At 60.2% G+C, this 17291-nt stretch carries 14 protein-coding genes; 4 read left to right on the top strand and 10 right to left on the bottom strand.

The window, feature by feature from the left end; all coding sequences use genetic code 11:
- Nucleotides 1-66 precede the first annotated feature (66 nt).
- Nucleotides 67-348 carry a DUF2312 domain-containing protein gene (locus AACZ55_RS00810; RefSeq protein ID WP_338609377.1) on the bottom strand — a complete coding sequence of 94 codons (282 nt, stop codon included), beginning with the start codon at nt 346-348 and terminating at the stop codon, nt 67-69.
- A 200-nt stretch (nt 349-548) separates the two neighbouring features.
- On the opposite strand from AACZ55_RS00810, the gene AACZ55_RS00805 reads away from it, so the two are divergent.
- Nucleotides 549-1028, top strand: a complete 480-nt coding sequence (locus AACZ55_RS00805) for a DUF1036 domain-containing protein (protein ID WP_338609375.1) — start codon at nt 549-551, stop codon at nt 1026-1028.
- Nucleotides 1025-2461: a pyruvate kinase gene (gene pyk, locus AACZ55_RS00800; protein ID WP_339641976.1), complete on the top strand. Its 1437-nt coding sequence runs from the start codon at nt 1025-1027 to the stop codon at nt 2459-2461. The genes AACZ55_RS00805 and pyk overlap by 4 nt, the downstream gene beginning before the upstream one ends.
- Nucleotides 2462-2594: 133 nt before the next feature.
- Here the strand turns inward: pyk and ykgO are convergent, their stop codons facing one another.
- Nucleotides 2595-2720 (bottom strand): type B 50S ribosomal protein L36, encoded by a 126-nt coding sequence (ykgO, locus tag AACZ55_RS00795; protein ID WP_014131674.1) that lies wholly within the window; start codon nt 2718-2720, stop codon nt 2595-2597.
- A gap of 242 nt (nt 2721-2962) precedes the next feature.
- On the opposite strand from ykgO, the gene AACZ55_RS00790 reads away from it, so the two are divergent.
- On the top strand, nt 2963-3472 hold the full coding sequence (locus tag AACZ55_RS00790; RefSeq protein WP_339641972.1) for a response regulator: 510 nt from the start codon (nt 2963-2965) through the stop codon (nt 3470-3472).
- Between the two features lie 3 nt (nt 3473-3475).
- Here AACZ55_RS00790 and AACZ55_RS00785 read toward each other — a convergent pair whose 3' ends face one another.
- The 8 genes from AACZ55_RS00785 to AACZ55_RS00750 all read right to left on the bottom strand — a co-directional run bounded on the left by AACZ55_RS00785 (nt 3476) and on the right by AACZ55_RS00750 (nt 15157).
- Nucleotides 3476-4504: an oligopeptide/dipeptide ABC transporter ATP-binding protein gene (locus tag AACZ55_RS00785; RefSeq protein ID WP_339641969.1), complete on the bottom strand. Its 1029-nt coding sequence runs from the start codon at nt 4502-4504 to the stop codon at nt 3476-3478.
- Nucleotides 4501-5499 (bottom strand): ABC transporter ATP-binding protein, encoded by a 999-nt coding sequence (locus AACZ55_RS00780; protein ID WP_339641966.1) that lies wholly within the window; start codon nt 5497-5499, stop codon nt 4501-4503. The genes AACZ55_RS00785 and AACZ55_RS00780 overlap by 4 nt, the downstream gene beginning before the upstream one ends.
- A gap of 13 nt (nt 5500-5512) precedes the next feature.
- A complete protein-coding gene (locus AACZ55_RS00775; protein WP_338609362.1) occupies nt 5513-6457 on the bottom strand; it encodes an ABC transporter permease subunit in 945 nt (314 codons plus the stop codon).
- Nucleotides 6458-6467: 10 nt separating this feature from the next.
- Nucleotides 6468-7391, bottom strand: coding sequence for an oligopeptide ABC transporter permease OppB (oppB, locus tag AACZ55_RS00770; protein WP_338609360.1), 924 nt, complete (start codon nt 7389-7391; stop codon nt 6468-6470).
- Nucleotides 7392-7557: 166 nt separating this feature from the next.
- A complete protein-coding gene (locus AACZ55_RS00765) occupies nt 7558-9180 on the bottom strand; it encodes a peptide ABC transporter substrate-binding protein (protein WP_338609359.1) in 1623 nt (540 codons plus the stop codon).
- A gap of 166 nt (nt 9181-9346) precedes the next feature.
- Nucleotides 9347-10633, bottom strand: coding sequence for an acetyl-CoA C-acetyltransferase (locus tag AACZ55_RS00760; protein ID WP_339641962.1), 1287 nt, complete (start codon nt 10631-10633; stop codon nt 9347-9349).
- 3 nt (nt 10634-10636) lie between these two features.
- On the bottom strand, nt 10637-12604 hold the full coding sequence (locus AACZ55_RS00755) for a 3-hydroxyacyl-CoA dehydrogenase NAD-binding domain-containing protein (RefSeq protein WP_339641958.1): 1968 nt from the start codon (nt 12602-12604) through the stop codon (nt 10637-10639).
- Between the two features lie 69 nt (nt 12605-12673).
- Nucleotides 12674-15157: an acyl-CoA dehydrogenase gene (locus AACZ55_RS00750; protein ID WP_339641956.1), complete on the bottom strand. Its 2484-nt coding sequence runs from the start codon at nt 15155-15157 to the stop codon at nt 12674-12676.
- A 418-nt stretch (nt 15158-15575) separates the two neighbouring features.
- On the opposite strand from AACZ55_RS00750, the gene AACZ55_RS00745 reads away from it, so the two are divergent.
- Nucleotides 15576-17288 carry a long-chain fatty acid--CoA ligase gene (locus tag AACZ55_RS00745; RefSeq protein ID WP_339641953.1) on the top strand — a complete coding sequence of 571 codons (1713 nt, stop codon included), beginning with the start codon at nt 15576-15578 and terminating at the stop codon, nt 17286-17288.
- Nucleotides 17289-17291: the final 3 nt, after the last annotated feature.

Here is a 17291-nt window from a genome sequence, read left to right as displayed (position 1 = left end):
CAAAACAAGGGCTTAGAGCCAAGGATTTGAGTCAATCAAATCCTGAACGGCTCTAAATTATTGGGCCTATTCGGCAGCTTCGTCGTACTCGGACTGTGAACCGGCATCGGCCATGCCCAGCGCGTGCATATAGAGATCGAGGATCGCTTCCTGTTCGGCGCGCTCATTGCGGTCCTGCTTACGGATGCGCACGATCTGCCGCATTACCTTGGTGTCAAAGCCCGACCCTTTGGCCTCGGCATAGACTTCCTTGATATCGTCGGCGATGGCCTTCTTTTCTTCTTCCAGCCGCTCGATCCGTTCGATGAAGGCGCGCAACTGGTCGCGCGCGATGCCGTGGTCAGCCATGAATCAGTCTTTCCGCAAGAATTTGTTTGAGCGCTCTATCAATCCCATTGGCGAGGCGACTTCAAGCCGTCCAATGAAAATCCCACAGGGAAGGCGCATCGAACAGGCGTGGCCGCCTCGCTGTTGCCCTTCTAACGATGCTATAATCGGGTAATAGCTCACCCCCATTGACATATCCGGACCCCTTGCCCAGAAACACCATGGCCTTCATTTTCCATACGCGACCCAACGCCGTGCATTTTATGTTCCGCACTCTCTTGATCGCCGCCATCACGTTGCTACCGGCCTCGGTCGCGCTGCCGCGCCCCGCCCTTGCCGATCTGCGTGTGTGCAACCAGACGCCGAGCACGATTTCGATCGCCTTCGGCTATCGCGCCGAATCGGGTTGGCAGTCTGAAGGCTGGTGGGTGGCTGGCGCCGACGCCTGCGCCATCGTTTACCAGGGCGATCTGACGTCACGATATTATTATCTCTATGCCGTAGACGATCTCGCCGGCGGCGCCTGGGACGGCTCGGTGTTTATGTGCACCCAGGATTCGAGCTTCACCATTTTCGGTGTCGAGGACTGTCTGGCCCGTGGCTATGAGCGCACGGGCTTTTTTGAGATCGACACTCAGGGCCGCACCGATTGGACCATGCAATTGACCGAAAACAATTCAAACAGTCTGGATCCGCAATGAAAAGATCGCGCCGCGTAAAGATCGTCGCAACCCTTGGGCCGGCCTCCAATGACCCCAAAGTCATCGAGGAACTCGTCCGGGCCGGGGCCGATGTTTTCCGCATCAATATGAGCCACGCCAGCCATGATGTGATGCGCGACACCGTGGCCAAGATACGCGCTGTCGAGCGCACGGTGCGCTATCCCATCGGCATTCTGGTCGATCTTCAAGGCCCCAAGCTGCGCATCGGCACCTTCGCCGAAGGTTCGGTCATGCTGGCCAAGGGTGAAACCTTTACCCTCGACACCACGGACGCACCTGGCGACAAGACACGCATCCATTTGCCCCATCCGGAAATCTTTTCCTCGGTCAAGACCGGCGACCGTCTGCTGCTCGACGATGGCAAGATCGAGCTGCGCATCTCGGCCATTTCGCCTGAAGCGATCAACACCACTGTCGTTTATGGCGGCAAGCTTTCCGACAAAAAGGGCGTCTCGCTGCCCGATACCATCCTCTCGGTGGGCGTGTTGACCGAAAAGGATCGCGCCGACCTTCAGGCTGCGCTTGGCGAGGAAATCGACTGGATCGCTCTCTCTTTCGTCCAACGCCCCGAAGACATGATCGAAGTGCGCAAGCTCGTTCAGGGCCGCGCCGGTGTGCTCGCCAAGATCGAAAAGCCGCAGGCCATAGACCGCCTCGAAGAGATCATCCGCCTGTCGGACGCCATCATGGTGGCCCGCGGCGATCTGGGCGTGGAAATGCCACTCGAAAGCGTGCCCGGCACCCAGAAACGCATCACCCGCATGTGCCGTCGCCTGGGCAAGCCGGTGGTTGTTGCCACCCAGATGCTTGAATCGATGATTACCGCGCCTGTCCCCACCCGCGCCGAGGTCTCCGACGTGTCCATCGCGGTGTTCGAGGGCGCGGACGCGGTGATGCTGTCGGCCGAAAGTGCGTCAGGAGCCTATCCGGTGCAGGCCGTCACCACGATGAACAACATCGCCGAGGCCGTCGAGCAGGACCCGCTCTATCCGAGCATCATCCGCGGCCAGGCCACCGAACCCGAAGCGACCGCCGCCGACGCCATTTCCGCCGCCACGCGTCAGGTGGCCGAAACGCTCGACCTGGCGGCGATTGTCACCTACACCTCGTCAGGTTCGACAGGCATCCGTGCATCGCGTGAACGACCCTCCAAGCCCATCATCGCGCTCTCGCCCAAGCTGACCACCGTGCGCCGCCTCTCGATCGTCTGGGGCCTGCATTGTGTCCAGACCGAAGACGCCATTTCGCTCGACGACATGGTCGATCGCGCCTGCTCGATTGCTTATGTGGAAGGGCTTGCCCGTCCCGGCGATCGCATTGCCATCACCGCTGGCGTGCCTTTGGGCACCCCCGGCGCCACCAACATGCTGCGCATCGCCTTTGTCGGCCAGGACGGCGCTGGCGGCTCCTGACGACACCGGACCATTGTTTGAAAGGGCCGGGGCACAACCCCGGCCCTCTTTTTTTGCGTAGTGCGTGAAGCAAAGCGGGGTCCGCAAATCTGCGAACCCCGCCTTTAAAAATCGATGGATCGAAAAGCGCCGATCAGCCCTGGCGGGCCTTCATGCGCTTGTTGACCTTGTTGATGATATAGACGCGGCCACGACGGCGAACCAGCTTGTTGTCCCGGTGACGGGTCATGAGCGCCTTGAGCGAATTGCGGATTTTCATTTTAACCTCAGACAAAAAGAGATCGGCGGAGCTCAAGGCACCGCTTCGGAGCGTTTCCAGGGCAGGTGTTTCCATCTGTCCGGTCGGGAACGCGACCAACTAACGACCGGGATCGCCCCAGCGGCGCTGAAGCGATCCCAAAGTTGGCCGGAACATAGGGGCAAAGCCGGTAGCTGTCAACGCGAGTCGCTGGGGCTGCTGCGAGATTTTACGCAACCTCCCGCTTGGTGTAGATTGGCGATATGAACACCACGCTCCCTCCACGGCTGTCCATACTCATCGCCACCGCCAACGGTGAGCTTTCCAGCACGCTTGCCGCCACGCTGCGCCGGCTGGGGCTGACCAACACGCGCACCGCCCGCGACAGCGCGGAGGCCTTTCGCCTTTTGAGCCAATCGCCTCACGATGCAATGATCATCGACCACGCCATCGGCCCCGAGGACGGAATGACCGTCACGCGCCGTGTGCGGCTCAACGCCGCTGCATCCAACCGGGGCATGGCCATCGTCATGGTGTCGGGAGACATGCCGCCCGAGCAGACCCGGGAAGCACAGGACGCCGGCATCGACGAATTCATTCACCTGCCCGTCACGGCTCAAATCCTTGCCGCCCGGCTCGAATCGGCCATTGCCGCGCCTCGACCTTTCGTCGTCTCTCCCACCTATGCGGGACCGGACCGACGGCGTGAGGAGGCCCCCATAGAGGGCCAGGACAGGCGGACCCCGGCCAACCGCGGGCCGAAGGCCACCTGACGATCAGCTCCGCGCCCGGGTTCGCGTGCCCACCGGATCGGCCAGGATTTCTTCCCAGCGGATGCACGATACGTCCGAACCATTGTCGGCAGCCTCGAGCGGCGGCACGATTTGCGCGCAACGCTCGACCGCATAGGGGCAACGTGTCCGGAAATAGCACCCCGACGGAGGGTTGATGGGAGAGGGAATTTCCCCTTCCAGACCCTCGATCTTGTGCTCGCGCGCCAGCTTGGGGTCCGCAATGGGGACCGCTGTCAGCAAAGCGCGGCTGTAGGGATGCCGCGGATCGGTATAGAGCGCCTCGCTCTCGGCCAGTTCCGCGATCCGTCCCAGATAGAGCACAAGAATGCGGTCGGACACATGCCGCACCACGGAAAGATCGTGGCTGATAAAGATCAGCGTCAGCCCGAATTCTTCCTTGAGGTCGGCCAGAAGGTTGAGAATCTGGGCCTGAATGGAAACGTCGAGCGCCGAAACCGGTTCATCGCACAGGATCAGTTTGGGCCCGGTCACCAGCGCCCGGGCAATACCGATACGCTGAGCCTGCCCGCCCGAAAACTCGTGCGGATAGCGGTTGATCATCTCGGGCAAAAGCCCGACCGCATCCATCACCTCGCGCACCCGTTTGCGGCGCTGCTCGCCACTCATTTCCGGTTTGAGTGTCCGAAGCGGGTCGGCGATGATTTCCCCCACCGTCATGCGCGGATTGAGCGAGGCCAGCGGATCCTGAAAGATGATCTGGAGATCGGTGCGCGCCTTGCGCATCTGATCCTTGGAAAATTCTGTCAGGTCCTTGCCCAGCCAGACGACCTTGCCGTCATCGGGCTGGATAAGTTGCAGAATGCAGCGCCCCAGCGTGGATTTCCCACACCCCGATTCCCCCACGATGCCAAGGGTCTCGCCGCGCTTGACGGTGAAACTCACATCGTCGACCGCCGTCAGCGTCAAGGGTTTGTTGAAGAACCCGTTGGAGATCGCGAAACGCTTGGTGAGGTGTTCGACGTTGAGCAATATTGGCGTTTGATCGTTCATTTGACCGCCAATTCCTTTTCCATGTCCGCTTCGGTCATTTCGCCCTCGTAAAAGCAGGCGCTCAGCCGGTCGTGCTCTCGCACGATCAGTTGCGGCCGCTCCTTGATGCACCGGTCGAACCGGAACGGGCAGCGCGGGTTGAACGCACAGCCGGGCGGCAGGTTTGTGAGGTTGGGCGGCAACCCCTTGATGGGCGCCAACCGGTCCTTACCCTCTTTGAGATGGGGCGTAGAATGGAGGAGGCCGAAGGTGTAAGGGTGGCGCGGATCATAAAACAGATCCTCGACCGGACCCTGCTCAACGACGCGCCCGGCATACATGACCATCATTTCATCAGCGAGCCCCGCCACCACGCCCAGATCATGGGTGATGATGATCAGCGCGGTGTTGAACTTGTCGGTCAACTCCTCGAACAGCTTGAGCATCTGGGCCTGCACCGTCACGTCGAGCGCCGTTGTCGGCTCGTCGGCAATGAGCACCTTGGGATCGCACAGCAGCGCCATGGCGATCATCACGCGCTGGCGCTGCCCACCCGACAATTCGTGTGGGTAGCGGCGCAGGATGCGCCTCGGATCGGGAAGATGCACCGTCTTGAGCATTTCCTCGCACTTTTCCATGGCCTCGGAACGTCTCATGCGCTTGTGGAACATGAGCACTTCGGTCATCTGGTCGGCGACGGACAGATAGGGATTGAGCGAGGTCATGGGATCCTGGAAGATCATCGCCATGTCCCGGCCACGGATCTTGTTGAGATCGCCCGGTTTCATGCCGATCAGCTCCTCGCCATCGAGCTTGACCGACCCTTCGACCTCGCCATTGCCCGCCAAAAGCCCCATGGCGGCCATCACCGTCTGGCTCTTGCCCGATCCCGATTCCCCCACGATGGCCAGTGTCTGGCCCGGTTCGATGGAAAAGTTCATCTTATTGACCGCACGCACTGTGCCGTCAGGCGTTTTGAACGACACCGAAAGGTCGGTGACTTCAAGCATACTCATGATCGTCCTTTCCTCACCGGTCACGCGGGTCGAGCGCATCACGCAGACCGTCGCCGATGAAGTAGAAGCTGAACAGGGTGACGACAAAGAAGAACAGCGGGAACAAAAGCTGCCACAACGTTCCATACATCACGGTGCCCGCGCCCTGGGAGATCAGTGCACCCCAGGAGGTGAGCGGTTCCTGAACACCAAGGCCAAGGAAGGAAATAAAACTCTCGGTCAGGATCATCTGGGGCACCAGAAGCGTCGCATATACCACAACGATACCCATCAGATTTGGCACGATATGGCGGAAGATGATCGTGAAGTGCCCGGCCCCACCGGCCCGCGCCGCCTCGACGAATTCCTTTTCCTTGAGCGAGAGCGTCTGCCCGCGCACGATGCGCGACATGTCCAGCCAAGACAGCAGCCCGATACCCACATAAAGCATGGTGATCGAGCGGCCGAACACCACGAGCAGCAGGATCAGAACGAACATGTAGGGGATCGAAAGCAGGATATCGACGATCCGCATCATGATCGAATCGATGCGGCCACCGAAATAGCCGGCCACCGCGCCGTAGAACGTGCCCACGATTACAGCGATCCCGGCCCCAACGAACCCGACCATCAGCGAAATCTGGCTACCCTGGACAACGCGGGAATAAAGATCGCGGCCCAGGTCGTCGGTGCCGAAAAAATGGCCCGATTCCAGAGACGGCGCGCCGGCGACGCGGACATTGCCCAGCACCGACCAGTCGATCTCTTCATTGGACCATACGGCAAAGAAGTGCCCGGTGAATGCGAACAGCGCCACCAAAATGAGCACGATCAGGCTGACCACCGACGGGGCATGCCTGAAAAAGCGCTGTGCCGCATCGGCCCACAGGGACCGCCCCTTGCTGGGGATTTCGTAATTGGCGTCGTCGACATCGACAGGATCGGCCGAAGCTTCGACTCTAACTGGTCTTAATACCATGGTCGGCCTCCTAGTACCGGATGCGTGGATCGATCCACGCATAGAGTATGTCCACGATCAGGTTGAACGCGATGGTCAGCGTGCCCAGAAGGATCGTGATGCCCATGATCACCGAGTAGTCCCGGTTAAAGGCCGAATTGGTGAACAATTGCCCGATACCGCCGGTGGAAAAATAGACGTCGATGATCACCGAGCCGGTCACCATGCCCACAAAGGCCGGGCCGAGATAGGACAGCAGCGGCATCAGCGCCGGCTTGAGCGCATGCCTGATAATGACATGCCGGGCCGGCATCCCCTTGGCGCGCGCTGTGCGAATGAAGTTGGAATTGAGCACTTCGAGCATCGATGAGCGCGTGATGCGGGCAATCGAGGCCATGTAGCTCGTACCCAGCGCGATCACCGGCATGATGACGTAATTCCACTGCCCGCCATTCCAGCCACCACCCGGCAGCCAGCGCAGCCAGAGGGTGAACACGATGACCAGGATCGGCGCCATCACAAAGTTTGGCAACACCTGTGCCCCGATGGACGTGCCGACCGAGAGATAGTCGAGCCAGGAATTATGGCGCACCGCGGCCGCGATCCCCAGCGAACAGCCGAGCAGAACAGCCAGGACGAACGACCACGTGCCATAGGTCAGCGTGACCGGGAAGCCCTGGGCGATGATGTCGTTGACCGTGCGGTCCGTATAGGCAAAGGACGGGCCGAAATCGAAACGGGTTATGATCCCGACCATGTATTCCCAGAGCTGCAGATGCCAGGGCTGGTCGAGACCGAATTTGGCTTCGATATTGGCCAGCACCTGCGGCGGCAGCGGACGTTCGGAGTTGAATGGCCCCCCCGGCGCCAGCCGCATCAGAACGAATGAAAAGATAATCAAAAGCAAAAGCGTCGGGATGGCGACCCCGAGGCGCTTGAGGATGTATTTCAACATGTCGAAAGTCCGTGCGCGCACGACGCAGCCGAGGGTCCGACGAAGCGGAAAACAGCGCTTTGCAATATTGGTGCAAAGGCGCGTGTGAGGCGGCGCCCTGTCATTTCTTTACCCCGAAAAGGGGGCGTCCCGCACGAGGGTGCGGAACGCCTGTGATTGGCCTGAATTACTCGGCAGCGACCCGATAAAGGTCTTTCGAGTACCAGTTCTGCTCAACGTTGTTGACCGGCCATTCCTGAATCTGCGGATTCAGCATGTAAACGCCGGCATAGTGGTAGAGCGGCAGGACGGGCATATCCTCTGCGATGATCTGCTCGATCTGGGTGTAGTTCTCGCTCGGATCGGACATGGTCTTGGCTTCGGCAAGAAGCTCGTCGACTTCCGGGTTCGAATATGCGGAGTCGTTGTAGCCCGAATTCGTGTCCATAAGATCGAGGAACGTGGAGGCTTCGTTGTAGTCACCGCACCAGCCGGCACGGGCGATTTCAAAGTCACCATTGCCGCGGGCATCAAGGAACGTGTTCCATTCCATGTTCTCGAGCGTGGTCTGCACGCCGAGCTTCTGCTGCCACATCTGCGAAATCACGGTCGCCAGTTCGCGGTGTGCTTCGTCGGTGTTGTAGGTGATCGAGAGCTCGAGCGGATTGTCGGCGCCGTAGCCGGCTTCTTCCAGCATCTGGACGGCCATTTCGTCGCGCTCGGCCTGGGTCATTTCACCAAATTCGACCGAAGGCACTTCGAAGTTGGCCGTGGCGCCCGGGGTAAACGTATAGGCCGGGATCTGGCCGCCCTGCAGGATCTGGTCGGTGATCACGTTGCGATCGATCGCATAGGCCAGAGCCTTACGGACGTTGACGTCCTTGAGGGCTTCCGGTCCGGCTTCGCGCAGGTTGATGTTGTAGTAGTAGGTGCACAGGCGCGGGAAGGAAATCGCGGTGTCGGGATATTCCTCGGCCAGGCGCGGGTATTCGCCGGTCGGGATTTCCGTACGGTCGAGTTCACCGGCGAGGAAACGCGTCAGAGCCTGGTTTTCGTCGTTGATGACCAGAGCCGTGACGGTCTCGAGAACGGTGTTTTCCGCATCCCAGTAGGTGTCGGACTTGACACGAACCGAACGTTCCTGCGGAACGTGTTCGGAGAGCGTGTAAGCGCCGTTGGTGACGAGATTTTCCGGACGGGTCCACTGGTCGCCATGTTCCTCGATCACCCAGCTGGGGGACGGGAAGGTCGAGGCATGGGTAGTCATGGCCGCGAAATAGGGCAGCGGAGCCGACAGGTGAACGACCAGTGTGTGATCGTCGACGGCTTCAACGCCAAGCTCGGATGGCTCCATCTCGCCGGCAATGATAGCGCCGGCGTTCTCGATCGACATCAACTCGCCGAACCATGCATAGGGCGAGGCGGTTTCGGGATCGACAAGGCGCTGCCAGGCGTAAACGAAATCGCCTGCGGTAACCGGAGTTCCATCCGACCACATGGCGTCGTCACGCAGCGTGAAGGTCCATTCGGTGTTGTCTTCGTTGGGGGTCCACTCGGTGGCCACACCCGGAGCCAGTTCGCCGTCAGCGGTCTGGGTCAACAGGCCCTCGAACAGGTCGCGCACGATTTCCGAGCCCGAAACGTCTTCGACGATCTGAGGATCGACCGAGCTGTGCTCGTCGAGAACGCGGTAGGTAAAGCTCTGGTCTTCGGCCAGCGTTACGCCGTCCGGAACATTGGCTGCAAAGGCGGGCGCGACGAGGAACGTCGTCGCTGCAAGTGCCGCCAATAGCTTGGTGGTACGTGTCATAATGGTCGTCTCCTTTTTGTATTGGACGAAATGTGATGCTTCCAGCCCACGGCTGCCCTCTTTTTTTGGAACGGAGCAGCTCAAACGAAGATCAACGGGGAAAATCATTCCCCGTTGATCTGGATCGGGAGCCTATCCCTGCTCAAACGGCTTTGACAAGCACTGATTAATTTCCGCGCTCCACAATCGCGGCAACGCCCATACCGCCTGCCGTACAAACCGAAATGAGCGCTCGGCTTTTTTCTTGAACATTCAAGAGCTTGGCTGTCATACCCAGAATGCGTGCCCCCGTCGCCGCAAAAGGATGGCCATATGCCAAAGAGGAGCCAAACACGTTGATTTTATCAACAGGAACGGCTCCAAGCGGATCATCTCGCCCCAAAACCGCCCGATTGTAGTCGGGATCTTCCCATGCAGCCAGCGTGCACAGCACCTGGGCCGCGAAGGCTTCATGGAGCTCGAACAGATCGATATCGGCAAAGCTCAATCCGCTCCGCCGCATCAGGTCCGAAACCGCGATTGTCGGCGCCATCAACAGCCCGTCGCCATGGGCGAAATCATTGGCCGAAACAGCACCCATGGTGAGATAGCCCAGGATCGGCAAGTCGCGTTCGCGCGCCCAATCCTCACTGGCCAGAAGCACCGAGGACGCCCCATCGGTCAGCGGCGTGGAATTGGCCGCCGTCAGAGTGCCCTTGCCCGATTTCTTGTCGAAAGCGGGCTTCATCGTCGCCATTTTTTCAAGACTGGTATCGGGCCGGATGTTGTTGTCCTTGTAAATCCCGGCGCAGGGCACGATCAAATCGTCGTGAAATCCGCTGTCATAGGCAGCGGCCGCATTCTGGTGGCTGCGCAGCGCCAGCAGATCCTGCGCCTCGCGCGAAATCCCCCATTGCTTGGCCATCAATTCGCAATGCTCGCCCATCGACAGGCCCGTGCGCGGTTCCTGCGTCGATGGGGCGACCGGCGTTATCTCGCCGAAATTGAACCCCTTGAAGGCGGAAAGCTTTTCGCCCGTCGTGCGGGCCCGCGACATGGCGATCATGCGCTTTTGCATTTTCGGCCCCAGCACCACCGGGCTGTCCGACACCGTATCGGACCCCGCCGCGATGCCGCTGTCGATTTCTCCGGTGGCGATCTTGGCCCCCAGCGTGAGCGCGGCCTGCAACGATGTTCCGCACGCGATCTGAAGTGTCGTCCCCGGCGTTTGCGGTGACAGACCCGCATCGAGCAGCGCTTCGCGGGCAAGGTTGAAATCCTTGGAGTGCGAAATGACCGACCCGGCCATCACTTCCCCGATCCGCTGTCCCTTGAGCCCGTATTTCTCCGCCAGCCCGCCGATCGCGGTTGAGAGCATGGACAGGTTGGATTCATTTTCATAGCCGGTATAGGCGCGGCAGAACGGGATGCGCGCCGATCCCACGATGGCGACTTTGCGCAATGTCTGTGTCATGATTTAAGCCCTTCCGTCCTCACGTGCCTTGAGCGGTCCGCCCAGGAACGGGGCAAAGCCGGTCCCCAGGATCATGCCGATATCGGCCATGTCGGCGCTTTCAACCACGCCCTCGGAAACGATAACTTCTGCGGTGTCGACAAGCGGCTGGACCAGATCGCGCCCCAGCCCTTCAAGATTGGCATGAGCCGGCGCCTTTTCCTTTTGCGCCTTGCCATCCACCCATTTGTAAAAGCCTTCACCGCTCTTGCGGCCCAGCTTTCCATCCGCCAACAGCTTTGCAAACCTGCTGTCCTCGGGCACCTTCTGGCCCAACTCCTTGGCGACGAACGCCCCGACGTCGAGCCCCACGGTGTCCATCAATTCGATTGGTCCCATGGGCATCCCGAAGGCGACAGCCGCCGCATCGAGCTGTTCGGGACTTTCGCCCTTTTCCACCCGGTCGATGGCTTCGAGCATGTAAGGCATGAGCGCCCGATTGACCAGAAACCCCGGCTTGGACTTGACCACGACGGGACTCTTGCCGATGGCCAGGACGAATGACGCGCCGACCCGGATCGCATCATCGTCATTGAGTGTCGATCGGATCACCTCGACCAGCGGCAATTGCGCCACCGGGTTGAAGAAATGCAGTCCGATCAGCCGGTTGGGATTATCCAGTGCCTCTGCGATCCGCTCCAGTTCGATCGAGGACGTATTGGTCGCCATGATGGCATTGGGCCTAAGCTGCTTTTCGGCGTTGGAAAAAATCTGCTGCTTGACGTCGAGCTTTTCCACCACCGCTTCGATCAAGACGTCACACCGCGCGATACCCTTGCCCTCGACATCAGGTTCCAGCCGCGCCATGGCGGCATCGACGGCCTGCCTGGTCTTCAGCCGCTTTTTGAACAGCTTCTTGGCCCGGTCCAGCGCCGGCTTGATGCGGTCCATATCCATGTCCTGAAGCGTCACGGCCATGCCGCGATAGGCGCACCACGCCGCGATATCGCCGCCCATCACCCCGGCGCCCACCACATGGACGCGGACAAATTTGGGCTTGTCCTTGCCCTTGACCCCGAGCCGTTTCAGGCTTTCGGACAAAAAGAAGACCCGGCGCAGGTTCTGCGCAGTCGGCGAAGCCATCAGCGGCACAAAGGAATCGATCTCGTGGGCGATCATCTTTTTGGGATCGTCGCCATATTTTTCGAACAGGTCGATCAGCGCATAGGGCGCGGGATAGTGATTTCTCGGCGCCTTCTTGCCCGCTTCCTCGCGCATCTTGTCGGCAACGCGCGAACGGATCGGCCCGAACGCCATGGCGCGCTTGGTCAAGGGCGCGGGATCGGATCTGCGCCTGGACAGCACCGCCTTGCGGCCCTCCCAGCGCAACATGTCGCGGTGCCGCACCAGCTTGTCGACAAGGTTGAGTTTTCTCGCCTGCGACGCACGCAGGATCTTGCCGGTCAGCATCAATTGCATCGCATCGACCGGCCCAGCCTGGCGGATCGAGCGACCGGTTCCGGCAAAACCGGGAAAAATCCCCAGATTGACCTCCGGAAAGCCCAGCCTGGTGCCCTCGTCGTTGACCGCAATGCGGTAGTGACAGGCCAGTGCCAGTTCCAACCCGCCGCCGACACAGAAACCCGAAATGCCGCACACGAACGGGATTTTGAGATCCTCGATCCGCTGGAACACCCCATGGGTTCGCCGCAGGGCCTCGGGCAGAACGGCCGGGTCGCTCATCTGGTCGAACTCGGAAATGTCGGCCCCCGCAATAAAGCCCGACTTTCCAGACAGCAGGACGACGCCCACAAGGCTACCGGCCTGGCCCAGTTGTTCGATATGACCGACCAGTTTCTCGAGCTCGGAAATCACCTCCCGGCTCAAAACGTTGACCGAATTGTCCTGAACGTCCAGCACCAGCCAGCCGATCTGCTCGACATCGATTGAAAAGTCCCAGTGTCGGGTCTGTGGCGTATCAGCTTGCGCCAAGGCTTGACTCCTCTCGTGTTTCTCTCGGTCGGAACAAGGGTGAAACGGCTCGCAAAGTTCCGCAACCGCCTATTCGGCGGCCGCGGTATATTCGCTTTCGGGCTTTTGGGCCGGGCGCGCCAGGGCGTCGGGAGCAAAATCATCGACCTTGATGACCCTGTCGGTGGCCTCGTCGGCCACCCGCATGATCTGGGCTTCTTCCGCACTCAGGATGCCCTTGGATATCGCATCCTCGATGGCGTCCCGATCAAGTCGCCGATCGATCTCGCCCTTCTTGATGGCCCGGAAGAACTTCTTTTCGATCTCTGCCGCCGCCTCGACCTTGACCAGAGCGTCTTCGAGCATGCCCGTGCGATCGGCCGGATCGAAAGTCAGATAGACCCCGCGTGTCAGCCGGTCGCGAAACGGCGAATGGCCGAGTACCGAGCGCGCAAGCCGGTAGTTTTCCCGGTCGCGCGACGGACGCGCCCGCCGCCCAAGCGGAAAGATCAGAGCGCCCAGAGCGAATTTGAGGAACGGGTTGGGGAAATTGTCGATGACTTCCCCGAGCCCCTTTTCGATTCCGGCAATCCGATCGCGGGCAATTGCATCGATCACCGCAACGTCCTCGGGCATCCGCCCGTCATCCTCATAGCGCTTGAGTGCGGTCGAGAGCAGATAAAGGTCCGAGAAAACGTCCGCCATGCGGCCAGAGAGCATCTGCTTGCGTTTCAGATCGCCGCCCAGAAAGGCCACAGTCCAGTCGCCCGCCAGCGCAAAGCTTTGCGAATAGCGGTGCAACGCGCGATACCAGCCCTTGAGCTCGTGCTCGACCGGGCTCGAGGCGAACCGCCCAAAGGTCAGATTATGCCACCACGACGCCGTCATGTTGCGCAGCATGAACCCGATATGACCCGAAAACGCCGCATCGAAATCCTTCAACCCCTGACGCTTGTCGGGGTTCTGGGCAGACTGCACTTCCTTGAGCAAATAGGGATGCGCCCGCAACGCGCCCTGCGCGAACGTGATCAAAGTCCGCGTCAGGATGTTTGCGCCTTCCACGGTGATCGCCACCGGAATGGTCTGATAACCGGCGAACAGATAGTTGGATGGCCCGTCCTGCACGGCGCGCCCTCCGTGGATGTCCATGGCATCGTCGACGCGCCCGCGCATTTCCTCGGTCGTGCGGTATTTGAGCGCCGCCGAAATCACTGCCGGCTTTTGCCCGTCATCGACAATTGCCGCCGTCATGGCCCGCGAAGCCTCGAACTGGTAGGCCGATTTGACAAGCCGCGCCATGCCCTCGCCAACCCCTTCCATCATGCCGATGGAAATGCCGAACTGGCGCCGGATGCGCGCATAGGCCGATGTGGTGCGCAGCGCCGCCTTGATCGAAACCGTGCCGATGGCCGGCAGCGAAATGGCGCGGCCCGTCGCAAGGCATTCCATCAGCATGCGCCAGCCTTGCCCGGCATATTGGGTGCCGCCGATCAAAAATTCCATGGGTACGAAAACGTCGGTGCCCGATGTCGGCCCGTTCATGAACGCCGAACGCGCCGGCAGATGCCGCCGCCCGATCACAACACCCGGATAATCGGCAGGAACCAGCGCCAGTGTGATGCCGACATCCTCACCCTTGCCCAGATGATTGTCGGGATCATAGAGGTTGAATGCCACGCCAAGCAGCGTCGCCACCGGAGCAAGCGTGATATAGCGCTTATCCCAGCTCAGCCGAACGCCCAGCACCTGCTTGCCTTCGTATTCGCCATAGGTCACCACGCCCACATCGCGCATGCCCGCCGCGTCCGATCCTGCATGCGCGCCGGTCAGCGCAAAGCACGGCACCTCCTCGCCCTTGGCGAGGCGATGGAGGTATTTGCCCTGCTGTTCGGGCGTGCCGTATTTCTCAAGCAGTTCGCCCGGCCCGAGCGAGTTGGGCACCATCACGGTGATCCCCGCCGCAACCGAACGCGAGGCGATCTTGGAGACCACCTGGCTCTGCGCCTGCGCCGAAAAGCCTCGGCCCCCATGCTCCTTGCCGATGAGCATGCCAAGGAAACCCTTGTCTTTGAGGAACTGCCAGACTTCGGGCGGCATATCCATGCGATTGTTGCGCGTGTCCCAATCATCGATCATCGCGCAGACCTCTTCGCATGGCCCGTCGATAAACGCCTGTTCTTCCTCGGTCAGCTCGGGCTTGCGAATCTCGAGCAGCCTGTCCCAATCGGGGCGACCCGAAAAAATCTCTGCGTCCCAGCCGACGGTTCCCGCATCGAGCGCTTCCTGTTCGGTCCGCGAAATGCGCGGGAGGATCGATTTGACCATGGAATAGGCAGGGCCGGTCAGAACCCGCTGGCGGACAGGCGGAATGGCCAGAAGCGCCAACACCACGGCGGGCAACAGAGCCAGTATCCACCCGATCGCACTTGTCGAAAGAGCCAGCCCGTCATCGGGCCGCAGCATGGCTAAGACGCCAATGAACGCTGCGGCCAGCGCCCATTGCCACAACGGGGACTGGCGGATCGCCAGGACCAGAAAAGCGACAATGCCAATCACGATAAGTGCCAAAACCATAATGCGGCCTCCCCTGACCTCGTGCGCCCGGGCAACGCCCGCACGCAACACAAATATCGGCTCGGAACTACAAGCCTCAGCTTCAGTCACGCGCCCGTCTTCGGCACAGCTGAAATCAAGTTGAGCATACACCGGTGGACGTAAACGTCAACTCAATGCCTAATAGGTCATTCAGTCTGAACGGCCATGGCGCGGCGTGCCGGCTATAAAGCGCCTTAATCTAAAACGCATTCGCTACGGATTTGTTTCAAAGAGCCAAACGCGCTGGAATCCGGGCATTTGGCACTGCTATCGACCGAGAAATTGGGTCAAACAGGGTAAGGAACCTTGCCCAACGTGCATCGTTTGACGCTAACGTTAGCCCATGACATACTTTTCATGAGCAGGCGTGGACACAAGATCCACCGGAGGAGAGAACATGAACAAACCGATCAGCGCGCCCCATCCCTGGATAACCGCTTATCCCGAAGGCATCGACTGGGATGTATCCATCGACACCACTCCGGTCCATGAGCAGCTTTTGGCCTCCTGCGCCAAGATGGGCGACGCCACCGCGCTGGATTTCATGGGCGCCACCACGTCGTTTCGGCGTCTGGGAGAACAGGTCAACGCTCTGGCCGGCGCACTACAGTCCGAACTCGGAGTGGCAAAGGGCGACCGCGTTGCGCTGCTCATGCCCAACACTCCCTTCTACGTTATTTCCTATTTTGCGGTGCTGCGCATCGGCGCCACCGTGGTCAACTGCAATCCCCTCTATTCCCTCAACGAACTGAGCCACATTGTCTCCAACTCCGGCGCGACCGTTCTCATTACGCTCGACCTCAAGGCGACATATCCCAATGCCGAGAAACTGGTGGGTCAGGGCCATATCAAGAACCTCGTCGTGGCCCACTTCCCCAACGCGCTGCCGGGAATGAAAAAGATCCTGTTTTCGATGTTCAAGGGAAAGGACATCGTAAAGACGGCAGAGTCGCCCGCCGCGCGCGCCGTCATATCCTTTGAGGATCTGATGACCAAAGGCAGGACGCCCACGCCCGTCCAGATCGATCCCGAAAAGGACGTCGCCGTTCAGCAATATACCGGCGGCACCACGGGCACCCCCAAAGGCGCCATGCTCAGTCACGCCAATATCGCGGCCAATATGAGCCAGATCGACAAATGGGGGTGCGGGCTGTTCTACCCCCCCTCCAAAATCGTCGCCGTACTGCCCTTTTTCCATATCTTTGCGATGACCGTATGCATGAACGTGCCGCTGTGCTCGGGTGCCCAGGTCGTCATGCTTCCGCGCTTTGAAATGAAGGCTTTCCTCTCCCTCATGAAGCGCACCAAACCCAACGTTCTGCCTGCCGTCCCGACTCTGCTGCATGCCCTGGCCACCAAGAACACGGCGACCGCCGAAATCCTTTCGCCCATCGAAGTTGCGATTTCCGGCGGCGCCGGCCTTCCAGGCGAAACACGCGAGGCCTTCGCCAGAAAGTCCAACGCCATTCTCGCCGAAGGCTACGGTCTGACCGAAGCCTCCCCGGTCGTGACCTGCGCGGCCCTGCGCGTACCCTCCAAGCCCGGATCGATCGGCCTGCCGCTGCCCGCAACCGACGTTCGCTTTGTCGATCTCGACGATCCCGACAAGGAAGTGGCCCAGGGCGAGCGCGGGGAACTCGTGCTCAAGGGCCCCCAGGTCATGCTCGGCTATTTCGATGACGAGGAGGCCACCAAGGCGGCCTTCACCGCCAATGGCTATCTGCGCACCGCAGATGTCGGCCATTTCGATGAGGACGGCTATGTGTTCCTTGTCGATCGCATCAAGGATTTGATCATCTGCTCGGGCTTTAACGTCTATCCGCGCGCCATCGAAGATGCGATCTACCAGCACCCAGCTGTGGACGAAACCAATGTGATCGGCGTAAAGGATGAGTATCGCGGAGAAGTGCCAATCGCCTATGTAAAACTCAAGGACGGGCAATCGCTGACCGAGGGCGGCCTTAAGGATTTTCTCAAGGACCGTCTCTCCAAGCTCGAAATGCCCCGCGAAATCATTTTCCGCGACGAGTTACCCAAGACCATGATCGGCAAGCTCTCCAAGAACGATCTGCGTGCCGATTACGAAGAAAATGTCCAAGCGGGGGGATAGTAT

Source organism: uncultured Pelagibacterium sp., assembly GCF_963972885.1.
Taxonomy (GTDB): Bacteria; Pseudomonadota; Alphaproteobacteria; order Rhizobiales; family Devosiaceae; genus Pelagibacterium; species Pelagibacterium nitratireducens.
This window is presented reverse-complemented; position numbering and strand designations above follow the sequence as displayed.

What these genes read in the sequence shown, in the direction of transcription:
- AACZ55_RS00780 (WP_339641966.1), bottom strand. Translation starts at nt 5,499, where the DNA reads ATGAGTATGCTTGAAGTCACCGACCTTTCGGTGTCGTTCAAAACGCCT.
- AACZ55_RS00765 (WP_338609359.1), bottom strand. Translation starts at nt 9,180, where the DNA reads ATGACACGTACCACCAAGCTATTGGCGGCACTTGCAGCGACGACGTTC.
- AACZ55_RS00805 (WP_338609375.1), top strand. Translation starts at nt 549, where the DNA reads ATGGCCTTCATTTTCCATACGCGACCCAACGCCGTGCATTTTATGTTC.
- AACZ55_RS00750 (WP_339641956.1), bottom strand. Translation starts at nt 15,157, where the DNA reads ATGGTTTTGGCACTTATCGTGATTGGCATTGTCGCTTTTCTGGTCCTG.
- AACZ55_RS00760 (WP_339641962.1), bottom strand. Translation starts at nt 10,633, where the DNA reads ATGACACAGACATTGCGCAAAGTCGCCATCGTGGGATCGGCGCGCATC.
- AACZ55_RS00775 (WP_338609362.1), bottom strand. Translation starts at nt 6,457, where the DNA reads ATGGTATTAAGACCAGTTAGAGTCGAAGCTTCGGCCGATCCTGTCGAT.
- AACZ55_RS00810 (WP_338609377.1), bottom strand. Translation starts at nt 348, where the DNA reads ATGGCTGACCACGGCATCGCGCGCGACCAGTTGCGCGCCTTCATCGAA.
- AACZ55_RS00785 (WP_339641969.1), bottom strand. Translation starts at nt 4,504, where the DNA reads ATGAACGATCAAACGCCAATATTGCTCAACGTCGAACACCTCACCAAG.
- oppB (WP_338609360.1), bottom strand. Translation starts at nt 7,391, where the DNA reads ATGTTGAAATACATCCTCAAGCGCCTCGGGGTCGCCATCCCGACGCTT.
- pyk (WP_339641976.1), top strand. Translation starts at nt 1,025, where the DNA reads ATGAAAAGATCGCGCCGCGTAAAGATCGTCGCAACCCTTGGGCCGGCC.
- AACZ55_RS00745 (WP_339641953.1), top strand. Translation starts at nt 15,576, where the DNA reads ATGAACAAACCGATCAGCGCGCCCCATCCCTGGATAACCGCTTATCCC.
- ykgO (WP_014131674.1), bottom strand. Translation starts at nt 2,720, where the DNA reads ATGAAAATCCGCAATTCGCTCAAGGCGCTCATGACCCGTCACCGGGAC.
- AACZ55_RS00790 (WP_339641972.1), top strand. Translation starts at nt 2,963, where the DNA reads ATGAACACCACGCTCCCTCCACGGCTGTCCATACTCATCGCCACCGCC.